Source organism: Pseudonocardia oroxyli, from assembly GCF_900102195.1.
Classification (GTDB): Bacteria; Actinomycetota; Actinomycetes; order Mycobacteriales; family Pseudonocardiaceae; genus Pseudonocardia; species Pseudonocardia oroxyli.
Genome location: NZ_FNBE01000004.1, coordinates 80,698 through 104,698, shown reverse-complemented (window position 1 = coordinate 104,698; position 24,001 = coordinate 80,698). Strand labels below are relative to the sequence as shown.

Sequence of the window (24,001 nt, the reverse complement as noted above, 5' to 3'; positions counted from 1 at the left end):
CTAGTGGGCGACGGCCGCGGCGCCGTGCTCGTCGACGAGCGCGCCGGTCGTGAACCGGTCGAGGGCGAACGGGGCGACGTAGGGGTGCGGGCGGCCGTGCGCGACGGTGTCCGCCAGGCACCACCCGATGCCGGGGGTGGCCTTGAAACCTCCTGTGCCCCAACCACTGTTCAGGTACACGTTGGCATAGGGCGTGTGCCCGACGATCGGCGACGCGTCCGGCGTGACGTCCACGATCCCGCCCCACGTCCGCAGCAGGTGCGCGCGGGCGAACATTGGGAACAGCTCCACCGCGGCCGCCATCTGGCGCTCGATGATGTGGAAGGCGCCGCGCTGGCCGTAGCCGTTGTAGGAGTCCACACCCGCGCCCATCACCAGCTCGCCCTTGTGCGCCTGGGAGACGTAGACGTGCACCGCGTTCGACATGACGATCGTGGGGTGGACGGGCTCGAGCAGCTCGGAGACCAAGGCCTGCAACGGGTGTGACTGCAGCGGCGCCGGGACGCCCAGCATGTCCAGCAGCACGGACGTGTGCCCGGCCGCGCACAGCGCCACCGTGCCGCAGGCGATGTCCCCCCGCGTCGTCCGGACGCGGGTGACCAGGTCGCCGTCGGTTTCGAAGCCCACGACCTCGCAGTCCTGGATCAGGTCGATCCCGGCCTCGTCGGCGCGGCGGGCGAAGCCCCAGGCGACGTAGTCGTGCTTCGCGATGCCCGCGCGCGGCTGGTAGGTCGCGCCGTGGACGGGGTAGCGGATGTCCCCGGACACGTTGACGATCGGGCAGATCTTGGCGACCTCGTCGGGGGAGAGCCACTCGGCGTCGATCCCGTTCAGCCGGTTGGCCTCGACCCGGCGGACCGAGTCGCGGACGTCCTGCTCGGTGTGGGCGAGGTTCAGCACGCCGCGCTGGGAGAACAGGATCGGGTAGCCGAGGTCCTCCTCCAGCCCCTCCCACAGCTTCAGCGCGTGCTCGTAGATCGCCGCGGACTCGTCCCACAGGTAGTTGGAGCGGATCAGGGTGGTGTTGCGGGCCATGTTGCCGCCTGCGAGCCAGCCCTTCTCCAGCACCGCGACGTTCGTGATCCCGTGGTTCTTCGCGAGGTAGTGCGCGGTGGCCAGGCCGTGCCCGCCCCCGCCGACGACCACCACGTCGTAGCTGCGGCGGGGTTCCGGTGTGCGCCAGAGGAAGTCCGGGTGCTCGGGAAGGTTCTCAGCCATCAGATCTCCGGGTAGAGCGGGTGGCGGGCGACGAGCGCGTCCACTCGGGACCTCAGCGCGGCGAGGTCCGGGTCGGGGCGCAGGGCGAGGGCGATGACGTCCGACACCTCGGTGAAGTCCGCCTCGGTGAACCCGCGGGTGGCGAGCGCGGGGGTGCCGATCCGCAGGCCGGAGCTGACCATCGGCGGGCGGGGGTCGAAGGGGACGGCGTTGCGGTTGACCGTGATCCCGACGGCGTCGAGCCGGTCCTCGGCCTGCTGTCCGTCGAGCTCGTGATGGCGCAGGTCGACGAGCACGAGGTGGACGTCCGTACCCCCGGACACCACGCTCACGTTCTCCTCGGCCGGCAGTCGCGAGGCCAGGATCCGGGCGCCGGCGAGGGTCCGCTCCTGGCGCTCGCGGAACTCGGGCGTGCCGGCCAGCTTGAACGCCACCGCCTTCGCGGCGATCACGTGCTCGAGCGGCCCGCCCTGCTGGCCGGGGAACACCGACGAGTCGAACTTCTTGGCCAGGTCGGCCTGGGCGAGGATCACGCCGCCGCGCGGCCCGCCGAGCGTCTTGTGCGTGGTCGAGGTGACGACGTGGGCGTGCGGCACCGGGCTCGGGTGCAGCCCCGCCGCGACCAGGCCCGCGAAGTGCGCCATGTCCACCATGAGGTAGGCGCCCACCGAGTCGGCGATCCGGCGGAACTCGGCGAAGTCCAGCTGCCGCGGGTAGGCCGACCAACCCGCCACGATCAGCGTCGGCCGCCGCTGCAGGGCGAGCCGCTCGACCTCGGCCATGTCGACGCGGTGGTCCGACTCGCGGACGTGGTAGGCGGCGACGTCGTAGAGCTTGCCGGAGAAGTTCAGCCGCATGCCGTGGGTCAGGTGCCCGCCGTGCGCGAGGTCCAGGCCCAGGATCGTGTCGCCGGGGGAGAGCAGGGCGGCCATGGCGGCGGCGTTCGCCTGCGCGCCGGAGTGCGGCTGGACGTTGGCGAACTCGGCGCCGAACAGGGCCTTCAGCCGGTCGATCGCCAGCTGCTCCAGGACGTCGACGTGCTCGCAGCCGCCGTAGTAGCGGCGGCCCGGGTAGCCCTCGGCGTACTTGTTGGTGAGCACCGAGCCCTGCGCCTGCAGCACGGCGAGCGGCGCGACGTTCTCGCTGGCGATCATCTCGAGGGTGTCCCGCTGCCGGGCCAGCTCGGCGGTGACGGCGGCGTGCACCTCCGGATCGGCCTCGGCGAGCGGGAGTCCCAGGGCGGAGCGGGTGGCGAGCGACATGGCGTGCTCTCTCTGGTCGACATGTACGCGTGGACTGGTATATCAACCATGGGGTACGGTGGCCGCGAGGTCAAGGGGGAGTGCGGATGAGCGTGACGGCAGAGCTCGGCGCGGGCGAGTCGCTGGCCGACCGCGCGTACGCGGCGATCCGGGACCGGCTCGTCATGCTGGAGATCCGCCCCGGCGACCCGCTGAACGACGACCGGCTGGCCGCCGAGCTCGGTACCGGCCGCACCCCGGTGCGCGAGGCGCTGAAGCGGCTCGAGGGCGACCGGCTCGTCGTCGCCTATCCGCGGCGGGGCACGTTCGCGACCCCCGTGGACATCACCGACCTGGCGAACCTGTCCCAGGTCCGGTTCGCGCTCGAACCGCTCGCCGCCCGCTCGGCGGCCCGGGACGCGGGCGCGGCCGACCGCGCCGCCCTGCGGGAGCTCGCCCGCACGATCGCCGGGCTGGACCCCGAGGGCGACCCGCGGGCGCTGCTGCGCGCGGACGTCGAGGTCCACCGGGCGCTCTACCGCGCCACGGGCAACCCGCACCTCGAGGACGTCTGCGTGCGCCTGGACAACCTCGCCACCCGGATCTGGGTCCTGTTCCTCGACCGCCTGCCCGCGCTCCCCGGCCACGTCCACGAGCACGCCGACCTGTTGGACGCGGTGGTGGCGGGCGAGGAGGACAGGGCCGAGGCACTGGCCCGAGCCCACGTGGAAGGCTTCGAACGCAGCATCCGCGCCCTCCTCTGACGCGGGGTTAGAAGCGACCCCCGCCGCCGCGACGCCCGCGGGATGCGGAGCCGCCGAAGCTGCCGGGGGAGCGGCCGCCGCCGAACCCGCCACCGCCGAAGCCGCCGCCGCGGGACCCGCCTCGGTAGCCGCCGCCGCGCATGGCCTCGTTGAGGATGCCGCCGAGCACCAGGCTGCCCAGGTCGACGCCGGTGCTGCCGCCGCCCTGGGTGGGTCCGGACCAGCGGTTCACGTCCTGGCGGGCCAGGTTCAGGGCCTCGTTGCCGAGGGACTCGGCCTGCTGGGCCTCGCGCAGGGCCGCGGTGGGGTCACCGCCCGCGGTGGCGGCGGCGAGGTGCCGCTGCGCCTCGGCGAGTCGGGTGCGGGCCGGGGTCCCGATGGCGCCGCGGCGCGTCGACACGAAGTCCGACGCCGCCGACACCGCGGCGCGCGCGGAGACGAGGGTCTGGTCGAGCATCGCGGCCGCCCGGCGCGCCCGCTCCTCCGCCTCGCGGGCCGCCGCGATCGCCTGGTCCAGGGCGACGTTCGCCTCGTCGAGCAGGTGCAGGGCGGCCAGCGGATCGGGTTGCGCGGCGGTCGCGGCCTGCTCGGCGGACTCCAGGGCCGCCCGTGCCCTGGCGAGCACACCGGCGTCCACACCGGACAGCGCCGAGGCCTCGGCGAGGTCCTGTTCCACCTCGGCCCGCGCCGCGGGGATCCGGCCCGCCGCCTCGACGAGCTCGGTCTCCCGGCGTCCCACGCCGTCGAGCAGGGTCTCGGCCTGGGTCAGCGCGTCCTCGGCGGCCCGTCCGTCGACGACCGCGTAGGCGGGGCGGGACGCGCCGAGCTGGGTGCGGGCCTCGCCGATCTCCTTCTCGGCGTCGGCGAGCAGGGCGTGCGCCTGGGCGAGGTGGTCGGCCACGGGCTCCAGGGCGGCGGGCGCGTAGCGGGCGCCGAGCCGCGCCCACGCCGCCTCGACCTCGGGGACCCGTGCGGTCAGGCCGAAGTGCCGCGAGGCCAGGCCGTCGACGTACCCGCCCGCGTCCGCCTCCAGGGCACGCATCCGGTCGAACGCCTCGACCTGTGCGTCGAGCCGGTCGTCCGCCTGCGTGGCGAGCCGGAGGATCTCCGCGTGCAGGGCGCGCTGCTGGGGCTCGGTCTCGGGGATCTCGTCGTCGAGCTTCTGGCGGATCTCGAAGGCCGCCAGCATGTCCGCCCGCGACGCCTCCAGGGCGGCGACGAACGGGGCCACCGCCTCCTCGCCGAAGTGGCCGCGGGCGGCCGCCAGCTCGGTCTCGGAGGTGCCGACGGCGTTGTCGACGTCCAGCAGGGCCTGCGACGAGCGGAAACCGAGGTCCTCGGTGGACTCTCCGGGGAAGGGGTCCGCGACCTGCTCGTCCTCCGGGGCGGGAGCGGGCGCCGCCTTCCTCCGACGCCGCGAGACCAGGTACGCCCCGCCGCCGACGACCACCGCGCCGCCCACGACGTACGGCACGACCGAGCCGCCGGACCCGCTCGACGAGCCGCCCGTGCGGAGCCCGTCGGCCAGCGCGACCGCGGCGCCCGCCCAGTCCGACCGCGCGAGCAGGGGCTGCACGTCGTTCGCCTCGATCGCGTCCGTGGTGGACGCCGACAGGGGGAAGTCCTGGTCGAACGAGGTGCCGTACACCCGGTCCCCGGTCGCCACGGCGAACAGCACCTGGTTGCGACCCAGCTGGGACGCCTGCGCGGTGGCCTCGGCCCAGGCCTGTCCGTCCCGGCCGTCGAACGAGTCGACGTAGACGACGTAGAGCTCCCAACCCTTCTCGCTGCGCAGCTGCGCGGCCGCCTGCGTGATCCGCGTGGTGTCCGCGGGGGTGAGCACCCCCGCCCGGTCGGTCACCCGGTCCGGTACGCGGAAGGGCGCGTCGGCTGAGGCCGTGCCGACGAACAGCAGGAACGGCAGGACGAGAAGGGCGGCAAGGGCCGCGAGCCGGCGCAGCGTCACCCGTCCATCTTGGCCCCTCAGGCCCCGCCGATCACCAAGGCCCGCAGTTCCAGGGCGATCCGGTCCCGCAGCTCGGCGTGGGCGGCGTCGGCGCGGTGCTCCTCGGCGTCCAGGTCCGGGTAGCGCCAGACCGGCCGCGAGCGGTACTCGTCAGGCTCCCAGGAGTAGCGCGGGTGGACGTGGGCGTGCAGGTGGGGCCAGCTGTTGCCGAGGATCTCGTAGTTCAGCCGCCGGAACGCGGGGTCGCCGCGCAGCGCGGTGTCGACCGCCTGGCCGAGCAGGGCGAGATCCTCCAGGAAGGCCGTCCGCTCGGGCGGCTCGAGATCGGTGAGGTGGTCGGCCTCGCCGCGGTGGATCAGCAGGCAGTAGCCCGGCAGCTTCTGGTGGTCGCCGAACACCGCGTACCCCGACGCGGTCTCGCCCACCAGGTTCTGGGGCTTCTCGCCGCGCCGCAGCGCGGCCAGCCTCCCGTCGCTCATGGGGGCAGGCTATTGGCTCGGGGCCGTCGGCGCCGGACCACCGGCCCCCAGCAGGGCTGCGAGCCGCTCGAGGTCCTGCCGCACGGCCGCGACGTCCCGGGCCAGGTCCTCGGGGGTCATGTCCGGCCGCTGCCGGACGGTGAACAGGACGTCGCAGCCGTCGCCGTTGGGCAGGACGCGCAGCGGGTTGGACACGACCTCCCCGCCCGGCAGGGTGACGTCGTGGTCCGCGACGCCGTGCTCGTTGCGCGGGGCGAAGGCGATCTCGACCTCGCCCATGGGGGAGTCGGTCACCCAGCGCCCCTCGCGGAGCTCGACCGTCGCCCCGGCGAGCCCGGCCGCCCAGCGCGGGAGGTTCGTCGGGTCGGTCACGAAGGCGTAGACGGCCTCCGCGGGCGCGGCGACCTGGACCGCGACGTGGGTACTCGGCACCGTCCCTGTCACGGCAGCTCCAGCAGGAACGAGTGGCCCTGGTGGGGCTCCAGCTCCACCAGGAACGCCCGCAGGTCGTCCACCACCCCGGCCTCCTTCTCGGTGAACATGTCCACCACGCGCGAGCCGGGCATGAGGTGCTCGCTGCGGATCGTGCCGGTCACGGCCTCGGGGCTGAAGTTCAGCACGGTGACGTGCTGGTCGCCGCCCTCCAGCTCGTGCACCATCACCAGCATGCCGCGGTGCGAGACGTCCGGGACGTCGATCTGGCGGCTCGTGGCGATCCCGTGCCGGGACCGGACCGCCAGGATCGCCTGGAGCTGGCGCAGGAAGCTGCGCTCGTCCGCGAGCTGCTCGGGCAGCGGGCCGTAGAGCGAGCGGCCGCGCGGCATCCCGGCGCTGGACTTCGTCGCCTGGGGCGCCACGCCCATCAGGTCGTGGGCGGCCCGGTTCATCCAGCGGGTGTCGCCCTCGGCGATCAGCTCCGCGACGTCCTCCGCGGGCAGGGTGAGCATGCCGGTCAGGTCCCACCCGGAGAGGGCGAAGACCCCGGGCTGCAGGGCGTTGAACATGGCCAGCAGCAGGTGCACCCGCATGATCGCGGGGACGTCCGCCTCGGTGATGTCGTCGAGCGAGCGGAAGCCCAGCGTGGCCGCGATGACGGTCGCCGTGGTGCAGGCGATGCCGTTCGTGGTGAACACCCGGTTGTAGTCGACACTCACCAGCGTCTCGGACAGGTCCGCGCGGATCCGCTCGGCCAGCTGCTCGCCGGTGACGTCCTCGCCCGCGAACGGGTAGACGTCGTCCCGGTGGCCGGTGGCCCAGTGCAGCAGCTCGTAGGTGAGCTCGTCGTGGTTCTGCAAGGCGTGCACGAGCCCGGCCGGGTCGACGCCCAGCTCCAGGGACGTGCGCAGGGTCAGCCGCAGGAACTCGGTGTCCGCGGTGACCAGCGCGTGGTGGTAGGCGGGGCGGTTGACGAAGTCGTAGGACAGGTCCGCGCCCGCGGCGGAGGTGGCCCGGATGTCGTCGATGGTGAGGTTGAGCTCCTGGAAGGTGAACCCGCCGACCTTGCGGACCATGGAGCCGATGAGGTGGTTGGCCGCGGCGCTCAGCGGGTGCCCCTCCGACCAGGCGGGCATGCCCTCCGCCGCCTTCTCGACGCCGAGGAACCCGTTGGCGTCCAGGCGCAGCGCGCCCGCGCCGAGGTCGGCCAGCGAGTGCAGCGCGTCCCCGATGACCAGGCGCATCCCGGCGAAGCTGGGGTCCAGCCAGTTGATGGAGGGCTGCCCGTCCTTGAAGTAGTGCAGGTACACCCAGCGCCGCGAGACCCCGTCCACGCCGATCACCGGCTTGGTCGCGCTCCAGTTCGTCTCCTTCACCCCGGGCGCGTAGAAGATGACGCGCTGGAGGCGGCCGATGATGTAGCCGGCCTTCTCCAGGGCCTCCTCGGTGGCGGCGTCGAGGTTGGCGGAGTCCCGGCCCGCCGGGACGTCCGGCAGCAGGTCCCAGTCCTCCTCCTCGATCTCCACCATGTGGTAGATGCCGGGGTAGTCGGCGTGCTTCATCTCGGCGAGCCGGAAGTCCGCGCCCTTGCCGGTGTGGCCGGGAACGATGTCGTCGATGATCGTGCCGCCGGACCAGGTGGCCATGCCGCACATGGCCCGGAACTCGGCCTCCGTGCCGAAGGCGGGGTCGATCTCGGTGGACATCCGGTCGAAGTGGCCGTCGACGGAGCTCGTGAGCTGCCAGCCCGAGATGCCGCCCGCCCGCTTCACCGGTCCGGTGTGGACGGCCTCGATGCCCACCGCGGAGAAGACGTTCCAGAGCGCCTCGTCACCCAGGGCGCCCAGGAAGGACTCGCCCGGCCGGGTGATGAACGAGATGGGGTAGGCGGTGAACCACACCGACGCGGTCTCGACGGCCTGGCGCGGGCCGGGATCGGCGAAGGGGTTCTGCCACATCGAGCCCTGGCCGGAGAACTGGCGGGCGATCTCGTTGGCGTCCGCGAGCATCGACTGGCTGAGCAGCCAGGACACGTAGGCCGGGTTCTCGCCGGTCGCGGCCCCGTCCTTGGCCACCGAGCGCCGGACGACGGGTGTCTTGGCCCGCGCGCGGTGGCGCAGCGTCCGCGGCCGCGCCGGGTACTCGTGCTCCGCGTAGGTGATCTCGCTCGGTTCGTGGGGTGCCTGCTCGGGCGTCCGGCCCGATGTCTGCAGCCCCTGCTCGTCCGTCATCAACGCTCCGTGCTCGCCTGGTGCCCGCCTCAGCCGGGGGAGGTGTACCACCCACCCCGACGAGGCAACGACGGTGACGCGCCCACGATGCGCCGCGCTCCCTGTGATCGCATGCCGAGCGGTCAGCCGCGCAGGGAACGGACCATGCTCCGGAGTATCCGCAGGGCGCTCTCCCGGTCGGCCTCGGTCAGGCCGGACAGCATCCGGACCTCGACGGACCGCACCGCGGCGGTCGCCTTCGCCAGGCTCCGCCGCCCGCTGGGCGTGAGCCGCGTCGGCAGCACCTTGCCGACGGGTGCCTGCGCGGGCCGGACGACCAGGCCCTCCCGTTCCAGCGTCTGGAGCAGCACGTTCATCGACTGCCGGGTCACGAACGCGCCGCGCGCGAGGTCGGAGTTCGACAGGCCCGGCCGCTGGGCGAGCAGCTCCAGGCAGGAGTAGCGGGTCACCGTCGAGTGCCACCATGCCCGTCACCGGCCCCGACTTCATCTCCCTCCAGGCGCGCGACCTCGCCGCCTCGCAGGCCTTCTACGAGCGCTACCTCGGGCTCGTCCGCGCGCAGGCCGGGCCGCCGCACGCGGTCGTGTTCGAGACCGAGCCCGTCGCGTTCGCGCTGCGGGAGGTCGTGCCCGGCACCGACCTCGACTCCGCCGCGCACCCCGGCATCGGGGTGGCGATCTGGCTGCACGCCACGGACGTGCAGGCCGTCCACGACGCGCTCGTCGCCGACGGGCACGCGGTCGTGGCCGAGCCGATCGACGGCCCCTTCGGGCGCACCTTCACCTTCGCCGACCCGGACGGCTACCGGATCACCCTGCACGACCGCGCCTGACGCGCGCCGCAGGCTCAGTGGCCGCAGCCGGAGGCGCCGCCCGCGGTGTGCCCGAGGCCGAACGGGTCGAGGTCGCGGGTGTCCCCGCGCGGGGTCCAGCGCCCCTGGACCTCGTGGTAGTCCCCGGCCGGGCCGTGCTCGGCGATGCTGCGCACCGCCACCACCAGCCGGTCCACATCGGACGCGGTGGTGTTCAGGCCCAGGCTCACCCGGACCGCGTCCGCGCCGCCCGCCAGGCGGGCCAGCAGCGGGTGGGCGCAGAACCGGCCGTCCCGCACGCCGATGCCGTGCTCGGCGGACAGCGCGGCGGCGACCAGACCGGCCGGGATGTCCCGCACCACGACGCTGACGACCCCGACCCGGTCCTCGGCGTCCGCCCAGATCCGCAGCGGCACCACCTCGGCCACCTCGGCCAGACCCGCCGTCAGCCGCTCCAGCAGCGCCCGCTCGTGCGCGGGCACCGCGGTGTCGATCACCGGGTCCAGGGCGCGGCAGGCGGCGGCCAGGGCGGCGGCGCCGAGCACGTTCGGCGTGCCGGCCTCGTGGCGGTGCGGCGCGGGGGCCCAGGTGACCTCGGCGGTCGCCCCGGACACGCCCACGGCCTGTACCGCGCCACCGCCCGCGAGGTAGGGCGCGGCCACGTCCAGCCAGTCCCGACGCCCGACCAGCGCACCCGCGCCGTAGGGGGCGTAGAGCTTGTGCCCGGAGACCACCACGTAGTCGACGTCCCAGGCGGCGATGTCGACGCGGCGGTGCGGGGCGAGCTGCGCGGCGTCCAGCACCACGCGGCACCCGGCGGCGTGCGCGAGGGCGGTGATCTCGGCGATCGGCGGGATCTCACCGGTGACGTTCGACGCGCCGGTGATCGCCAGCAGGGCGGTGGGCCGCTCGGTCAGCGCCTCGGCGAGCCGCTCGAGGGTCTCCGCGACCGTGTCCGCCGCGGCGAGCACGCGGTGGTCGCCGCGCCAGGCGAGCAGCGTGGCGTGGTGCTCGAGGTCCAGGCAGAGCGTCGCGCCCGGCACGGCCCCGGCCAGCAGGTTCAGCGCGTCGGTGGTGTTGCGGGTGAACACCGTGACGTCGTCCTCGCGGGCCCCGAGGAACCGGGCGACCGTGCCGCGGGCCGCCTCCAGGACCGAGGTGCACACCTGGCTGGCGTAGCCCGCGCCGCGGTGCACGCTGGAGTAGTAGGGGAGCAGCTCGGCGACGTGGTCGGCGACCGCCTGCAGGGCGGGCGCGCTCGCGGCGAGGTCGAGGTTGGCGTAGGGCACCGTGCGCCCGTCGACCAGCGGGACGGGCAGGCCGGTGCCGACCAGGGCGGGCAGTGCGACAGCGGCGGGCGGCGCGACCGCGGCGCCGACGGGTGCGGTCGGGGCGGCACAGTGTGCGACGGCGGTGTGGGACATGGTGATCCTCCCGGATCCGTGACAGGACCCGGCGGTGCACGCGGGTCCGCGCTTGCCGCACGCGGGTTCGCGGCGGCCGGGTCGTCACCCGGAGCACCCCACCGCGGAGGAGGGTTGCCGACCAGCGAGCCGGGGCTTGACGCTGGCACTCATGACCTGCCGACGACGGTAGGCAACCGATCCGGCCCCGGTCAAGTGTGATCCGGGAAACGCCGAAATGACCGGACATTGTCGGGTCGAGCTCCCAGGAATGGTGGCCGATTGTCTGTTCTGGGCGGCGGCGCGCAGATTAACGGCGGATTTCCCCGGCCGGATCGGGAAATCGCGACCCAGGGTGATCATGGGGCCGTGCCTGCGGGCATCGGGTGGGCTTCCGTCGGCGTCCGAGCCCTGGTGAGATCGCCGTGCCGTGATCGGTTCCCGGGCAGGGGAACACGATGGGGTGAAGGCGGACGCGACCCGCGCCGCGTGGGGACCGAGCCGTTTTCGGCGTCGAATCGCGTGGCCCCGGTCACGATTTCCGCCATTTCGGCCGTCCCCGACGCACCGGACAATGTCGATCTCGGGGGGCGCTGTTCGCCATTGCTCCATACGGGTGGCACAGTCCTCGGCATGCGCCTCACCACCACCTTCGCGGTTCGACGCCACGTCGACCTGCGCCGCGTGGCGAGCGCGCTGTGTAGCGCGACGGTGAGCTGAGGTCCGGGGCCGTCCGGCGACACCGCCGCGGACCCCGCCTCCCCCTCCTCGCTCCGACGCACCCCCGCGGTGCGCCAGGTTCGCGCCCGACCCGTTGTCCCGCCGTGTCCCAGGGCTCCCCGCTCCACATCGGACACCCCGGCGACGCGGGTCCCGCCGAGCCGTCCGCTCCCCAGAGAAGAAGGAATCACCATGTCCAGACTCCGAACGCGCCTGCTCGGCAGTGCCGGCTCGGTCGTTCTCGCCGGCGCGGGACTCGCCGCGCTGGCGGGCACCGCCCAGGCCGCGACGCCGGACCTCGTGCCGGACCTCGCGCCGGTGCTGTCCGCACCGACCGGGCTCGACCCGGCGCCCGCCCCCACGGCGCCTCATGTCGAGCCCAGCCAGACGTACTACGACGACCCGCTGAACCAGCAGCTCGACTTCGCCCCCGCCGGCGTGCCGATCGCGGGCCTGATCAAGTCGGTCGCGGGCGCGCCCACCCGACTGCTCCCCAGCTGATGCGCGGGGCACGGAGGGGGAGCGTGCGACCCCGACCATGGGCACGGCAGGTCCTGCTCGGCCTGCTGGCGGTGGGGGTGGTCGCCGGGGTCACGGCGATCCCGAGCGGCGACGCCTACGCGGACGTCCAGATGGTCCGGTCCTCGATCAAGGGCGCGGACGGCAAGGACTACTGGGTCGAGAACAACCTGGTGGACACCGCGACGAAGCCGGACGCGGGCACCCGTCCCGAGTACATGGTCGTCTGGGCCGGTGACGAGAACGTCGCGGACACCGTCGTCCCGGACGTCAAGAACCTGCCCGGGTCGCTGGCGAACCCGCTCGACAAGGCGCGCAACGCCCTGCCGGGGCCGGACTTCATGGCGGTCGTCGACGTCACCAAGGGGTCGGCGAACTACGGCAAGGTCGTGAACACGGCCACCGTGGGTCCGCTGGTCGAGAACGAGCCGCACCACATGCAGTACTCGTGGCGCAAGGGCGACAAGATCTACGCGGGTGGCCTCTTCTCGGCGGCCACCTACGTCTTCGACGTGTCCGCGCTGCCGGAGCTGAAGCTCTCCGGCATCAGCCTCCCCAGCCAAACCCTCTGCGGGTCGGTGCCGGACGCGTACTGGGTTCTGAAGGACGGGACCGCGTACGGGACCTACATGGGCGGCCCGGTCGTCCCCGGTCCCTGCACCTACTCGAACGGCGAGGTGCGCACCGGCAACGGGTTCGCCGGCACGCCGGGCGAGGTCGTGCGCTTCGGTCCGGACGGGCAGAAGCTGGTCGAGGCCCCGGCCGCGACCCGCACCCCCGAGGACCCGACGCAGTGCCTCACCATGCCGGCGCTCGGGCAGCCCAGCTGCGCGAACCCGCACGGCATCCAGGTCCGCGAGGACCTGAACACGATGGTCACGAGTGACTACGCCGAGCCGCGGACGATCATCCTCGACCCGGTGAAGGCGCCGTCGCCGTACCTGCGTCGACCCACGGTGCGGACCTGGGACATCTCCGACCTGAACCACCCGAAGGTCAAGTCGGTGTCCTACCTGCCGACCGGTCCGCGCTCCGGCGCGGGCGACCCGCTGCACAACGAGAACCGGGCCGCGATGGAGACCACCGTCACCAACCTGCCCGGCCACAAGGGCGCCTTCGCCCAGACCATGCAGGGCGGCGCGCTGTTCTACACGCCGGACATCACCGTTCCCGAGCCGGAGTGGAAGGAGATCTACGACCTCTCCGCCGCGGTGAAGGAGCTGGACCCGAAGGCGGGCGACAACGGCGGACCGTCGTCCAACGGCGGCTGGCTGCAGACCAGCCCGGACGACACGACGCTCTACCACGCGATCATCGGCCGCAAGCCGGGCGCGCTCGGGCCGACCGACCCGGGGACGAACGGCGGCGTCATCGCGCTGGACATCGAGAAGCTGGTGAACGCCGGCACCGACGCCCAGTGCTCCATCGACACCGAGGCCGAGATCGCGGCGGGCGGTGCCGAGTCCGACTGCCCGACGCTCAAGGGGCACCAGACGATCAACCCCGGCAAGGCCGCGGGTGGTCCGCACTGGGGCGCGCTGGACACCCTCGAGCTGGGGGCCGACGGCTTCTACCACCAGACCGACCAGCCGAAGCGGCTCGCGACCGCGAACTACTTCGTGGCGCGCACCGGCACCGACGGTGACCACCGGGTCTGCCTCGTGGACATCGCGCAGGACGGGTCCCTGACCCTCGACGCGGACTTCAAGGACGAGAACACGGGTGACACCTGCATCTCGTTCAACCGGGAGCGCTGGCCGCACGGCGCCTTCGGCAACGCGAAGCCGCACTCGATGCTGTTCGTCGCGAACGATGCCGACATCACGTAGGCGTCTCCTGGTCGTGCTCCCGCTCGCCCCGCTCCTCGCGGTGGCGGGCGGGGGCACGGCCTCCGCCCTCGACGCGGGCTCGCCCACCTCCGCCGCACGTGCGGCTGCGGCGCTGGGGGAGCAGGCGGGGGCGTTCGCGGTGGGCCTGCGGGTCGCGCTGCTGGTCGGGACCGCGCTGGTCGCGGGCCTGGCACTGGTCGGGCTCGTCGCCCCGGCGCCCGCCGGTCGGCCCGGGCGCGGCATCCGGGTGACGGGCTGGGTGGCGGCGGGCGTCGTGGCCGTCGCGGCCGAGGTCGTGCACCTGACCGGGGACGTCGCGGTGCTCGGGACGGTCCTGCAGGTGGTGGCGGCCCTGGCGGCCGCGGCGCTGATCGGGTCCCGCTGGGCCGCCCTCCCCGGGGCGGTCCTGCTGGGTCTGCTGGCGGTGCAGCTCGGGTCGGTCCGGACCGGCCTCCCGTTCCTGCTCGACGTCGCGTACGCCGTCGGGGCCGCCGCCCTGCTCGGCGCCGCGGCGACGCTCGCCGCGGCCCGGCGTGGGTCCGCTGCCACGCGCGTGCGAGTCGCCCCTCCCCAGGGGACTCTCGAGGCGCGCCGCTCCCGCGAGAATGCAGAGGCCCCGACGGTGCGGTTCGCGGCCGTGGCGTCGGGCGCCGCCGTCCCGGACGAGCCCGCCGGTCGGGGCGGGCCCCCGCTCGTCCCGGTCGCGATCGTCGGCGGGCTGCTCGCGACGGCGGCCGCGCTGGCACAACTGCTGGTCAGCGGCCCGCAGACGAGCCACGACCTGGTCGGCAGCCCCTACGGCCTCGCCTCGCTCGCGGCGGTGGCGCTGCCGCTGCTCGCGGTCGTGGGCGTGGCGGTCGCGGCCCGGCACGAGCGCACGTTCCGTGCCGGCGGCGCGATCGCGGCGGCACCGGGCGCACACGACTCGCGAGCGTCCCGCGCCGAGCGCACGACACCGGCGCTCGGCGCCCCGCGCCCGGGCCGCGAGCTCGCCCGCATCGGGGCGGTCGTCGGCGGGGTGGGGCTGGCGGCGGCGTCCGTGCTGGCGGCGCTCCCGCCGCCCGGTCCCGCACCGGTACCCGGCCAACCGCTGCTGCGGACCGTGGCGAGCGGCGGCGAGACCCTCGCCGTGCTCGTCGCGCCGCTGCGGCCGGGACCCAACCTGGTGCACGTCTCGGGGGACTACACCACCCCGGCGGCGACCACCCCGGTCGCGCACCACCACGGAACCACCCCGGCGACGGCGACCGTCGCCGCCGGGGACGCCCCGCCCGTCCCGATCACGGCGCGGGACGGCGCCGGGGGCGGCTGGGCCGTCGTCGACCTGCCCCCGGGGAAGGGCACGCTGACGCTCGCCGTCGGCACCGGGTCGGCGACGGTCCCGGTCGACACCGGGACCGCGCCGGAGCAGGCCGGGGCGCTGGTCGGCCCGGACGGGCCCGAGTGCGCGTCCGCCCTGCTCGGGGACCTCGCCGGGCAGCGGCCCGGCACCCCCGCGCCGGAGGTGGGCGCCTGCCCGTCGGACGCCCTGTCCGAGGCGGACGCCGACGCGCTGCGGGCGACCGCGCGCGGCATCGTCGACCGCGGGGTGGACCGGATCCGGCTGGTCGCCGACGACTCACCCCGCTCGGTGCAGGCCGCCGCCGTCGTGCACGAGGCCGCCCCGGACGTCTCCTACTCCGACCGGCCCGACCCGGACTCGGCGCTGGTCGTCGTGTCCGGCTGGGCGCCCGCGCGGGCGGCGCTGGACGACGCGTCGGCCCGCGCGCTGGAGACCCCCACCCACCTGGGCGGGACCTACCTGGCACCGTGGCTGCTGACCCCCGGGGTCGTGACGGCGACGGCGTCCTCGGTGCTGCCGCTGACGTTCGACCCGCAGGAGACCCGGTCGCGGAACTACGCGGGAGCCGTCGCCGCGCTGTTCCCGGGTGAGCCGCCCGCCACCGCCGGGTACCTGGCGTGGGCGCGGCACGAGGGCGTCCCGCCCGCCCCGCGACCGACGCTCTACGGCGCCGCCCCGGTGGACGTGCCCATGACCAGCACCGGCGAGCACCACGCCGGCACCCCCAACCCGGCGTCGTGGTTCCCCGGCGGGACCGTCGTCCCGGTCTCCGCCCCACTCGACTAGAGGAGTCACCGTGTCCGTACTCACCGACCTGCGCGCCACCGAGCGCGCGGCGTTCGGACCCCAGGACCGCAAGGCCGCGCCCGTCCAACCCGTCCCGACCGCCGCCGCGGTCCTGCTCGCCGCCCTGTTCCTGTGGGGCGTCTCGCGGGTCGCGCCGACGACGATGGTGCTGACCGGCGCGCTCGGGCTGCTGCTCGGGTTCACCCTGTTCCACTCGCGCTTCGGCTTCACCTCCGGGTGGCGCCAGCTGGTCGCCGTGGGGCAGGGCGCGGCCATCCGGGCCCACATGCTGATGCTCGGCGTGGCGACGGTCCTGTTCGGCGTCGTCTTCGCGACCGGCATCGGCCTGTCCGGCGACCCGCGGGGTTATGTCAACCCGGTCGGCATCGGGCTGGTCGTGGGCGCCTTCCTGTTCGGCGTCGGGATGCAGATCGGCGGCTCCTGCGCGTCCGGCACGCTGTTCGCCGTCGGCAGCGGGCAGTCGGCGATCGTGCTGACCCTGTTCGGTTTCGTCGTCGGCTCCGTCTTCGCCGCGCTGACCTTCCCCTTCTGGACGTTCGTGGTGCCCCAGGGCATCCCGGTCGACCTCAGCACGGTCTTCGGCATCCCCGGCGCGGTCGCGCTCTCGCTGCTCGTCATGGTGCTGATCGCCGGCGCCACGTACGTGGTCGCACGCAGGCGGAACCCCCCGCCCGTCGAGCGTCCGCCGTCGGCGGCGGGCCCGGCCCGTGCGCTGCGGGGCTCGTGGCCGATGTGGGTGGGCGCGATCGCGCTCGCGGTGCTGAACGCCGGTGTGCTGTTCGTGTCCGGCCAGCCGTGGGGCGTGACCTCCGCGTTCGGGCTCTGGGGTGCCAAGGTGCTGCAGTGGTTCGGCGCCCAGCCCGAGAACTGGGCGTTCTGGCAGGTGCCCGCCAACGCGACGATGCTGGCCGGGCCGGTGCTCGCCGACCGGATCTCGGTGCTGGACATCGGGATCATGGTGGGGGCGCTCTTCGCCTCCGGCGTGGGCGGCGCCTTCCTGCTGCACAAGCGGATCCCGTGGCGGATCGCGGTGGGCGCGGTCGTCGGCGGGATCCTCATGGGGTACGGCGCGCGGCTCGCGGGCGGCTGCAACATCGGCGCCTACTTCTCCGGGATCGCCTCGTTCAGCCTGCACGGCTGGATCTGGGGTGTGGTCGCGCTGGCCGGGACGTGGGTCGGACTGCGGCTGCGGCCGCTGTTCGGACACACCAACCCCAAGCCGGTCGACTCGTTGTGCTGAACAACAAGGGAGAGAACATGATCCGTACGACCGCCACCGTCCTCGGTGGACTCGCGCTCACCGTCCTCGGCGGGGGAGTCGCCTCCGCGGCCCCGGTGATCGCCGAGCCGCCCACCGCCCCGGCGGGGTCGCCTGTCGCAGGCGACCCGGTGTGGGTGACCGACCACCTGCCGGTGCCGATCGACGACCCGACGTTCGGGCTGTTCGACGTGCTCGCCCCGGTGTACGGGGCCCTGGGCGGCGTCAACTGAGGTACCGCGGCTCCGCCACTCGTGAGTGGTAAGTGGTGCTCTGGCACCACTTACCACGCACGGGCGGCGGAGCCGCGGCATCGGCGAGAGTTATTGAGTCGATCGTTCGTTCAGTACCGCGGTGCCGCGGACCGGCGCCCGGTGTCCGGACGGGAGCGGAGCACGAATGCGGACGCGGTTCACGGAGCTGTTCGGGGTCGAGCACCCGATCGCCCAGGGGGCATGCAGTGGGTCGGGCGCGCGCCGCTCGTGGCGGCGGTGGCGAACGCGGGGGCCCTCGGGTTCATCACGGCCCTGACCCAGCCGACGCCCGAGGACCTGCGTGCGGAGATCCGCCGCTGCCGAGAGCTCACCGACCGGCCGTTCGGGGTGAACCTCACGATCCTCCCGGCGATCACGCCGCCGCCGTACGCCGAGTACCGGCAGGTGATCATCGACGAGGGCGTGCCCTTCGTCGAGACGGCGGGCGCGAACCCGGTGGACCACCTGCCGCACTTCCACGACGCCGGGATCAAGGTCATCCACAAGTGCACCTCGGTGCGCCACGGCGTGAAGGCCCAGTCGCTCGGGGTGGACGCGCTGTCGATCGACGGCTTCGAGTGCGCCGGGCACCCCGGCGAGGACGACGTCCCCGGCCTGATCCTGCTCCCCGCCGCCGCGGACGCGCTCGAGATCCCGTTCATCGCCTCCGGCGGCTTCGGGGACGGCCGCGGTCTGGTCGCGGCGCTCGCGCTCGGCGCGGACGGGATCAACATGGGCACCCGGTTCATGGCGACCGTCGAGTCCGGCATCCACCAGAACGTCAAGGACCGCCTGGTGGCGGCCCAGGAGCGGGACACCCAGCTGATCTTCCGGCAGCTGCGCAACACCGCCCGCGTCGCCGACAACGCGGTCTCCCGCGAGGTCGTCGAGAAGCTGAACGCCGGCGCGGCGTTCGAGGACGTCCGCCATCTCGTCGCGGGCACCCGCGGCGTACAGGTCTACGAGACCGGCGACCTGGACGCGGGCATCTGGTCCGCGGGCATGGTGCAGGCGCTCATCCACGACATCCCGACCTGCGCGGAGCTCGTCACGCGCATCGTGCGGGACGCCGAGCAGATCATCACCGAGCGCCTCGCCGCCGCCGTCGGCGCCACGGCGGCCGCCTGAACGCACCGCCACCTGTGCGCATTGTGGAGCCACAACCGTCGTTTCGGGCCCCGAAAACGACGGTTGTGGCTCCACAATGCGTCAGGCGACAGGGCGACAGGGCGTCAGGCGACGGCGCGGACCGTCACCGTCTCGTCGCCCTGCGGGGCGCCCATGAGCGGGTCGCCGTCGCACACCAGCAGGCCGCGGTCGGCGAGGTAGCGCACGTGCGAGGCGGTCTCGGCCAGCGCGCCGATGCGCATCCGGCCGACCTCGTCCCAGGGGCGCGACCAGGTCAGCCTCGCCGTGACCTCCCACATCGTCGGGCGGCCCGCCTCCCGGACGATGTCGAGCAGCTCGGCGCAGCGCTCGGCGTGGTGGGCCTGCAGCGCGCGGGCCCGGGCCGCGAGACCGCGGAAGCGGTACTCGTGCGCGGGCAGCGCGGTCAGGCCGCCGAGCTCCTCGTCCTGGCGGGCGACCTTGTCCAGGGAGTCCAGGAAGGTCGCCAGGGCGGGGGAGTCCGGCTGGTGCGGCGTCATCCCGATGTTCGGGGTGATCCGGGGCAGCACGTGGTCGCCGGTCAGCATGACCCGGGCGTCGGTCTCCAGCAGGCAGATGTGGCCGGGCGTGTGTCCGGGCGTCCACACGGCCGTGACCCGCCTGCCCGTGACCGGCAGCGGGTCGCCGTCGGCGAGCAGGACGTCCGGCCGGGCCATGTTCTCGAAGTCCGGCCGCCAGGCCTGCGGCCCGGTGAGCTCGTCGATCTCGGGCTCGGACGCGCCGCACCCGCACAGCCAGCCGGCCATGGTGTCGCTGCGCCCCTCCCGGGAGCCGCGCTCGGGGAGCGTGGCGGCCTCCTCGGGATGCATGGCGATCCACGCGCCGGAGCGCTCGGCGAGCCTGCCGGACAGGCCGTGGTGGTCCGGGTGGATGTGCGTGGCCACGATCCCGACGACGTCCTCGGCGCGGGCGCCCGCGGCCGTCAGGCCCGCCTCCAGGGCCGACCAGCCCTCGGGGCTGTCCCACCCCGGGTCGACCACGACGACCCCGTCGTCCGTCGGGATCAGGTAGCACAGCGTGTAGCGCAGCGGGTTGTCCGGGATCGGCACGGGGACCGACCACATGCCGGCCTCGAGCCGCTCGACCGGCGGGAGCACCCGCGCCACCCAGGCCCGCTGCTGCGCGGTCCCGACCACCTCGACGCCGCCCGTCACCGGCCACCTACTTTCGACACGCTGAACGTCCGATATCTCGTCGCGACGGTAACGCTCCGCCGCGCGCTCACTCAACCGCCCGTAACAGGAAGGTGACGAGGCGCTCCGCATAACCGTCGACGTCGATGTCGCCGCGTCGGGCGTCGGGAGTGGACGTCGTGTGGATCATGACCCCGCCGCAGAGCGCGTCCAGCAGCAGCGTGGGGGAGGTGTCGGGGCGGATCTCGCCGCGCGCGATCCCGCGCCGGATCATCGCGCGCGCCGCCTCGAGCCGGCTCCGGCGATGGGTCTCCCACGTCTGCGCGACGTCCGGGATGGTGAGGTACTCCACACCCAGCCGCCGCAGGGCCTGGCCCTCCGCGCCGAGATGGTGCACGAGCAGCTGGCGCGCCAGTGCCAGGAGGTCGCCGCGCAGCGTGCCCGTGTCGTTGTCCAGGACGAGTGGCACGCCCTCCGCGAGCGCGGCCCCGAGGAGCGCCTCCTTCGTCGGCCACCGCAGGTAGATGGCCGCCTTGCCCACGCAGGCGAGCCGGGCGACCGCGTCCACGCTGAAGGCCGCCCACCCGTGGTCGGCGTAGCGGGTCACGGCCGCCCGCAGCACCCGCCGGTCGACCTCCGGGTCCCGCGGTCGGCCCGCCGTCGTCGCGCTCATGAGGCGGCCAGGCTATCGGGTGATCCCGGCGGCTCACGTTGCATGCCACAAGCATCGGAGTTAGCTTGCATGTAGCACGCAAAGGAGAAGAGTCGTGATCAGCACGTCGACCGCCGCGGACCTCATCGAGGTGATGCGGGACGTCGTCGCCCTCAGCCGGGCGGCCCGGCAGGCTCCCGAGGGGGAGCCCGGTGGCCCCTGCGCGGTCCATCACGCCCAGGCGGGCGTGCTCGTGCTCCTGCACGAGGAGGGCGAGCAGCGGCTGGGCCGGTTGGCCGGGTCCCTGGAGCTCGACGCCTCGGTGATCAGCCGTCGGGTGGCTGTCCTGGAGGAGTCCGGCCTGGTGGTCCGCCGCCCGGACCCGGCCGACCGGCGGGCCCAGCTCGTCGCCCTGACCGACGAGGGCGCCGAGGCGCTCCGCTGCTACCGCACCGCGCGCGCCGAGGAGGTGGCCGCCGCCCTCGCCGAGCGGGAGGACGCGGATGTCGCCGTCCTCGTCGCGGGTCTGCGCGGCCTGCTGTCCGATCTGAGCCGGGTGCCCGCCCCCAGGCACCGCACGCCCGTCGGCTGAGCGCCGACCCCGAGAGTCGAGGAAGTATGTCCAGCCCCACCGCCGTCACGGCCACCGCCCCGGTGACCGCGCAGGACAGCGGCACCATGACGCAGCGCCAGGTCGTCCAGGCGCTGTCCGGCATGTTGCTCGCGATGTTCACCGCGTTCCTGTCGGCGACCATCGTGTCCAACGCGCTGCCGGTCATCATCACCGACCTGCACGGTTCCCAGAGCCAGTACACCTGGGTCGTCACCGCGACCCTGCTGGCGTCCACGGCGAGCACCCCGATCTGGGGCAAGCTCTCCGACCTGTTCTCGAAGAAGCTGCTGGTCCAGCTCGGCATCGTGCTGTACATCGGCGGCTCGGTGCTGGCCGGCTTCTCGCAGTCCGTCGAGACGCTGATCGCGTGGCGCGCCGTGCAGGGCCTCGGCCTCGGCGCCCTCCAGTCGCTGATCATCATCGTGATCGCGGCCATGATCAGCCCCCGCGAGCGGGGCCGCTACACCGGCCCGATCGCCGCGGTGATGTCGCTGGCCACGGTCGCGGGCCCGCTGATCGGCGGCCTGATCGTGGACAGCCCGCTCGGCTGGCGCTGGTGTTTCTGGGTGGGGGCGCCGGTCGCCGTCGTCGCGCTGATCGTCGTGCAGCGGACGCTGAACCTGCCGGTGGTCAAGCGCCGGGTGAAGATCGACTACCTGGGCGCCGCGCTCATCGCGGGCGGCGTCTGCGACCTGCTGATCTGGGTCACGCTGGCGGGCGACGAGTTCGCCTGGACCTCCGGCACGTCCTGGCTGCTGCTCGGGATCGGCGTGGTGCTGCTGGCGCTGGCCGTGTTCGTCGAGTCGCGCGCCGCCGAGCCCATCGTGCCGCTGTACCTGTTCAAGAACCGCACCACCACGCTCGCCACGGTCGCGAGCATCGCGGTCGGCGTCGCGATGTTCGGCGGCGCGGTCTTCCTGGGGCAGTACTTCCAGATCGCCCGCGGCTACTCGCCGACGGCGTCCGGCCTGCTGACCCTGCCGATGATCCTGGCCTCCACGCTCTCGGCGACGTTCTCCGGCATCCTGATCACCCGCCTCGGCCGCTGGAAGGCCTTCCTCGTCGTCGGCTCGATCCTGATGGTCGTCGGGTTCGGGCTGCTGGGCACGATCGACCACACCACGGACATGGTGCTCATCGGCGGGTACCTCGCGGTGCTCGGCCTCGGCATGGGCATGACGATGCAGAACCTGGTGCTGGCCGTGCAGAACACGGTGCAGCCCTCGGACCTGGGCGCGGCGTCCTCGACCGTGACCTTCTTCCGGTCCCTCGGCGGCACCGTCGGGGTCTCCGTGCTCGGCGCGGTCCTCGCCTCGCAGGTCGCGGACCGGACGGCGGACGGCCTCGCCGCGGCGGGCGTCGCGGTGCCCGAGGGCGGCGCGGGCGCGGACGTCAGCCTCGCCTCGCTCAACGACCTCCCGCCCGCGCTGGGCGACATCGTCCGCGGTGCGTACGGGGACGGCACGGCCACGATCTTCCTGGTCGCGGGGGCGCTCGCGATCATCTCGGTGCTCGCGATCGCGTTCATCAAGGAGGTTCCGCTGCGCACCCTCAGCGGCATCCAGCAGCAACAGGCCGAGTCCGCGGGCGGCGCCGAGACCACCGCCGAGACCGCCGCCGAGCCGGTCCGCGAGCCCGTCTGGCACCAGGGCCGCCACGCCCTGCACGAGAGCGCGCCGCGCGCCGCGGCCGACCCGGACGGCATCGGACCGGCCGTGTACGGCTTCGTCGGCACCGCGGGCGGAGCCGGCATCGGGTCCGCGGTCGTGACCCTGACCGGGCCGGACGGCGTACAGGTCGGCCGGGCGAGCACCGCCGCGGACGGCGGCTTCGAGTTCCACCTGCCGACCGGCGGGACGTACCTGCTGGTCGTCGCCTCCGGAGCGCTGCGGCCGTCGGCCACGATGGTCGCGGTCGCGGACGCCCCGGTGCGCCACGACGTGGTGCTCGGCGGCGGCGTCGAGGTCACCGGCACCGTGCGGCCCGCCGTCCCCACCACGCTCACCGCGATCGACGCCCGCGGCGACGTCGTCGGGGTCGCCCGCACCGACGCCGGGGGCCGGTACCGGATGGACGGGCTGGCCGCGGGCACCGTCACCCTCACCGCCGCGGGGGAGGGGCACCCGCCGGTCGCCGCGACCGTCACCCTGATCGACGGCACCCCGCTGGTCCACGACGTCACGCTGCCCGACCGGGCCACGCTGCGCGGCACGGTCACCGCGGACGGCACCGGGCGCGGGGTGCCCGAGGCCGTCGCCACGCTCGTCGACCCCGACGGGCACGTGGTGGGCTCCACCACCACGGACGCCGACGGCCGGTTCGGCTTCGCCGACCTGCCCGCGGGCCGCTACACGCTGACCGCCGTGGGGTACGCCCCGGACGTGCAGGTCGTGCGCGTCGAGCCGGGCGGCACCACGGACGTCCGCGTGGCGCTCGGCCCGGCGGGCGAGCCGGGGTACGACACGCCCCGCCGCGCCGACCGCGACACCGAGCTGGAGACGGAGCTCGACGCCGAGCTCGAGACCGGACCAGTCCGGGTCCAGCCCGTCGCGGGCGACTGACCCCGGCGGCGCACTGGACCGGCACCGACGACGACGGCCCCCGCACCCACGGTGCGGGGGCCGTCGTCGTCGGCCGGGATCAGGCGACGGTGGCCTCGAGGGTCACCGGGATGTTGCCGCGGGTGGCGTTGGAGTACGGGCAGACCTGGTGGGCGGCCTCGACCAGCTGGTCGGCGGTGGCCTGGTCCACGCCCGCCAGCTCGACGTACAGGGCGACGGACAGCGCGAACCCGCCCGCGTCGTTCGGGCCGATGCCGACCTCGGCGGACACCGACGAGTCGGTGACAGGCGCCTTCTGCTGGCCCGCGACCAGCTTCAGCGCGGAGTGGAAACAGGCCGCGTAGCCGGCGGCGAAGAGCTGCTCGGGGTTGGTGGCGCCGCCCGCCCCGCCCATCTCCTTCGGGATCGCCAGGTCCTGGTCGATCTGGCCGTCCGACGAGCGGACGTGGCCGTTGCGGCCGTCTCCGGTCGACATGGCGGCGGCGGTGTAGAGGGTGGACACGGGAGGCCTCCGAGGGGGTAGAACGATCGGTCTCTTCGAGCCTGGCACGAGCCGTCCGAAAGCGCAAGACCGATCGTTCTTTCTGCTACCCTGGCG

The 24,001-nt window shown here is 74.0% G+C and carries 21 protein-coding genes, 1 pseudogene and 1 riboswitch; of the genes and pseudogenes, 11 read left to right on the top strand and 11 right to left on the bottom strand.

Annotation, left to right across the window (positions count from 1 at the left end):
• Together BLS43_RS07500 and glyA are read right to left on the bottom strand one after the other, a co-directional pair.
• On the bottom strand, window positions 1-1,218 hold the full coding sequence (locus tag BLS43_RS07500; RefSeq protein ID WP_093078826.1) for a sarcosine oxidase subunit beta family protein: 1,218 nt from the start codon (window positions 1,216-1,218) through the stop codon (window positions 1-3).
• Window positions 1,218-2,480 carry a serine hydroxymethyltransferase gene (glyA, locus tag BLS43_RS07495; protein WP_093078823.1) on the bottom strand — a complete coding sequence of 421 codons (1,263 nt, stop codon included), beginning with the start codon at window positions 2,478-2,480 and terminating at the stop codon, window positions 1,218-1,220. Before glyA ends, BLS43_RS07500 begins: the two co-directional genes overlap by 1 nt.
• Before the next feature lie 86 nt (window positions 2,481-2,566).
• On the opposite strand from glyA, the gene BLS43_RS07490 reads away from it, so the two are divergent.
• On the top strand, window positions 2,567-3,223 hold the full coding sequence (locus tag BLS43_RS07490) for a GntR family transcriptional regulator (protein WP_093078820.1): 657 nt from the start codon (window positions 2,567-2,569) through the stop codon (window positions 3,221-3,223).
• Window positions 3,224-3,230: 7 nt separating this feature from the next.
• Here BLS43_RS07490 and BLS43_RS07485 read toward each other — a convergent pair whose 3' ends face one another.
• The 5 genes from BLS43_RS07485 to BLS43_RS07465 all read right to left on the bottom strand — a co-directional run bounded on the left by BLS43_RS07485 (window position 3,231) and on the right by BLS43_RS07465 (window position 8,783).
• Window positions 3,231-5,189: a TPM domain-containing protein gene (locus tag BLS43_RS07485; protein ID WP_218129743.1), complete on the bottom strand. Its 1,959-nt coding sequence runs from the start codon at window positions 5,187-5,189 to the stop codon at window positions 3,231-3,233.
• Between the two features lie 17 nt (window positions 5,190-5,206).
• On the bottom strand, window positions 5,207-5,668 hold the full coding sequence (locus tag BLS43_RS07480; protein WP_093078817.1) for an HIT family protein: 462 nt from the start codon (window positions 5,666-5,668) through the stop codon (window positions 5,207-5,209).
• A gap of 9 nt (window positions 5,669-5,677) precedes the next feature.
• Window positions 5,678-6,112, bottom strand: a complete 435-nt coding sequence (locus tag BLS43_RS07475; protein WP_237192636.1) for an SRPBCC family protein — start codon at window positions 6,110-6,112, stop codon at window positions 5,678-5,680.
• Complete coding sequence (gene treS / locus BLS43_RS07470) at window positions 6,109-8,334, bottom strand: maltose alpha-D-glucosyltransferase (protein ID WP_093078814.1); 2,226 nt, start codon at window positions 8,332-8,334, stop codon at window positions 6,109-6,111. Before treS ends, BLS43_RS07475 begins: the two co-directional genes overlap by 4 nt.
• Before the next feature lie 122 nt (window positions 8,335-8,456).
• Complete coding sequence (locus BLS43_RS07465; RefSeq protein ID WP_093078811.1) at window positions 8,457-8,783, bottom strand: MarR family winged helix-turn-helix transcriptional regulator; 327 nt, start codon at window positions 8,781-8,783, stop codon at window positions 8,457-8,459.
• Between the two features lie 14 nt (window positions 8,784-8,797).
• Here BLS43_RS07465 and BLS43_RS07460 point away from each other — a divergent pair, with 14 nt between their 5' ends.
• Window positions 8,798-9,166: a VOC family protein gene (locus BLS43_RS07460; RefSeq protein ID WP_093078808.1), complete on the top strand. Its 369-nt coding sequence runs from the start codon at window positions 8,798-8,800 to the stop codon at window positions 9,164-9,166.
• A gap of 14 nt (window positions 9,167-9,180) precedes the next feature.
• On the opposite strand, the gene BLS43_RS07455 is transcribed toward BLS43_RS07460, so the two are convergent.
• Window positions 9,181-10,569, bottom strand: a complete 1,389-nt coding sequence (locus BLS43_RS07455; protein ID WP_093078805.1) for an aminotransferase class V-fold PLP-dependent enzyme — start codon at window positions 10,567-10,569, stop codon at window positions 9,181-9,183.
• A gap of 43 nt (window positions 10,570-10,612) precedes the next feature.
• Window positions 10,613-10,726: riboswitch (SAM riboswitch) on the bottom strand.
• Window positions 10,727-11,181: 455 nt separating this feature from the next.
• Between BLS43_RS07455 and BLS43_RS31955 the strand changes: the two genes are divergently transcribed.
• The 7 genes and pseudogenes from BLS43_RS31955 to BLS43_RS07425 all read left to right on the top strand — a co-directional run bounded on the left by BLS43_RS31955 (window position 11,182) and on the right by BLS43_RS07425 (window position 18,405).
• Window positions 11,182-11,268 carry a putative leader peptide gene (locus BLS43_RS31955; RefSeq protein WP_374204987.1) on the top strand — a complete coding sequence of 29 codons (87 nt, stop codon included), beginning with the start codon at window positions 11,182-11,184 and terminating at the stop codon, window positions 11,266-11,268.
• A 192-nt stretch (window positions 11,269-11,460) separates the two neighbouring features.
• Window positions 11,461-11,769, top strand: coding sequence for a hypothetical protein (locus BLS43_RS07450; protein ID WP_093078802.1), 309 nt, complete (start codon window positions 11,461-11,463; stop codon window positions 11,767-11,769).
• Complete coding sequence (locus BLS43_RS07445) at window positions 11,769-13,616, top strand: selenium-binding family protein (protein ID WP_245707362.1); 1,848 nt, start codon at window positions 11,769-11,771, stop codon at window positions 13,614-13,616. Before BLS43_RS07450 ends, BLS43_RS07445 begins: the two co-directional genes overlap by 1 nt.
• Window positions 13,617-13,629: 13 nt before the next feature.
• Window positions 13,630-15,744 carry a hypothetical protein gene (locus tag BLS43_RS07440; RefSeq protein ID WP_093078799.1) on the top strand — a complete coding sequence of 705 codons (2,115 nt, stop codon included), beginning with the start codon at window positions 13,630-13,632 and terminating at the stop codon, window positions 15,742-15,744.
• Window positions 15,745-15,754: 10 nt separating this feature from the next.
• Window positions 15,755-17,005, top strand: coding sequence for a YeeE/YedE family protein (locus BLS43_RS07435; RefSeq protein ID WP_245707361.1), 1,251 nt, complete (start codon window positions 15,755-15,757; stop codon window positions 17,003-17,005).
• A gap of 17 nt (window positions 17,006-17,022) precedes the next feature.
• Window positions 17,023-17,256 carry a hypothetical protein gene (locus tag BLS43_RS07430; RefSeq protein ID WP_143029968.1) on the top strand — a complete coding sequence of 78 codons (234 nt, stop codon included), beginning with the start codon at window positions 17,023-17,025 and terminating at the stop codon, window positions 17,254-17,256.
• Between the two features lie 166 nt (window positions 17,257-17,422).
• Window positions 17,423-18,405 (top strand): annotated as a pseudogene (locus BLS43_RS07425) (NAD(P)H-dependent flavin oxidoreductase).
• A gap of 104 nt (window positions 18,406-18,509) precedes the next feature.
• On the opposite strand, the gene BLS43_RS07420 reads toward BLS43_RS07425, so the two are convergent.
• Both BLS43_RS07420 and BLS43_RS07415 read right to left on the bottom strand, forming a co-directional pair.
• The gene (locus BLS43_RS07420) at window positions 18,510-19,598 is read right to left on the bottom strand and encodes an MBL fold metallo-hydrolase (protein ID WP_245707360.1); all 1,089 of its coding nucleotides are present in this window, start codon (window positions 19,596-19,598) and stop codon (window positions 18,510-18,512) included.
• A gap of 67 nt (window positions 19,599-19,665) precedes the next feature.
• Window positions 19,666-20,250 carry a TetR/AcrR family transcriptional regulator gene (locus BLS43_RS07415; protein ID WP_093079879.1) on the bottom strand — a complete coding sequence of 195 codons (585 nt, stop codon included), beginning with the start codon at window positions 20,248-20,250 and terminating at the stop codon, window positions 19,666-19,668.
• A 94-nt stretch (window positions 20,251-20,344) separates the two neighbouring features.
• Between BLS43_RS07415 and BLS43_RS07410 the strand changes: the two genes are divergently transcribed.
• Window positions 20,345-20,821, top strand: coding sequence for a MarR family winged helix-turn-helix transcriptional regulator (locus tag BLS43_RS07410; RefSeq protein ID WP_093078791.1), 477 nt, complete (start codon window positions 20,345-20,347; stop codon window positions 20,819-20,821).
• A 26-nt stretch (window positions 20,822-20,847) separates the two neighbouring features.
• On the top strand, window positions 20,848-23,403 hold the full coding sequence (locus BLS43_RS07405; protein WP_093078788.1) for an MFS transporter: 2,556 nt from the start codon (window positions 20,848-20,850) through the stop codon (window positions 23,401-23,403).
• A gap of 79 nt (window positions 23,404-23,482) precedes the next feature.
• Here the strand turns inward: BLS43_RS07405 and BLS43_RS07400 are convergent, their stop codons facing one another.
• Window positions 23,483-23,905 carry an organic hydroperoxide resistance protein gene (locus BLS43_RS07400; RefSeq protein WP_093078785.1) on the bottom strand — a complete coding sequence of 141 codons (423 nt, stop codon included), beginning with the start codon at window positions 23,903-23,905 and terminating at the stop codon, window positions 23,483-23,485.
• Window positions 23,906-24,001: the final 96 nt, after the last annotated feature.

What these genes read in the sequence shown, in the direction of transcription:
- BLS43_RS07405 (WP_093078788.1), top strand. Translation starts at nt 20,848, where the DNA reads ATGTCCAGCCCCACCGCCGTCACGGCCACCGCCCCGGTGACCGCGCAG.
- glyA (WP_093078823.1), bottom strand. Translation starts at nt 2,480, where the DNA reads ATGTCGCTCGCCACCCGCTCCGCCCTGGGACTCCCGCTCGCCGAGGCC.
- BLS43_RS31955 (WP_374204987.1), top strand. Translation starts at nt 11,182, where the DNA reads ATGCGCCTCACCACCACCTTCGCGGTTCGACGCCACGTCGACCTGCGC.
- BLS43_RS07490 (WP_093078820.1), top strand. Translation starts at nt 2,567, where the DNA reads ATGAGCGTGACGGCAGAGCTCGGCGCGGGCGAGTCGCTGGCCGACCGC.
- BLS43_RS07415 (WP_093079879.1), bottom strand. Translation starts at nt 20,250, where the DNA reads ATGAGCGCGACGACGGCGGGCCGACCGCGGGACCCGGAGGTCGACCGG.
- BLS43_RS07450 (WP_093078802.1), top strand. Translation starts at nt 11,461, where the DNA reads ATGTCCAGACTCCGAACGCGCCTGCTCGGCAGTGCCGGCTCGGTCGTT.
- BLS43_RS07480 (WP_093078817.1), bottom strand. Translation starts at nt 5,668, where the DNA reads ATGAGCGACGGGAGGCTGGCCGCGCTGCGGCGCGGCGAGAAGCCCCAG.
- BLS43_RS07430 (WP_143029968.1), top strand. Translation starts at nt 17,023, where the DNA reads ATGATCCGTACGACCGCCACCGTCCTCGGTGGACTCGCGCTCACCGTC.
- BLS43_RS07445 (WP_245707362.1), top strand. Translation starts at nt 11,769, where the DNA reads ATGCGCGGGGCACGGAGGGGGAGCGTGCGACCCCGACCATGGGCACGG.
- BLS43_RS07500 (WP_093078826.1), bottom strand. Translation starts at nt 1,218, where the DNA reads ATGGCTGAGAACCTTCCCGAGCACCCGGACTTCCTCTGGCGCACACCG.
- BLS43_RS07460 (WP_093078808.1), top strand. Translation starts at nt 8,798, where the DNA reads ATGCCCGTCACCGGCCCCGACTTCATCTCCCTCCAGGCGCGCGACCTC.
- treS (WP_093078814.1), bottom strand. Translation starts at nt 8,334, where the DNA reads ATGACGGACGAGCAGGGGCTGCAGACATCGGGCCGGACGCCCGAGCAG.
- BLS43_RS07455 (WP_093078805.1), bottom strand. Translation starts at nt 10,569, where the DNA reads ATGTCCCACACCGCCGTCGCACACTGTGCCGCCCCGACCGCACCCGTC.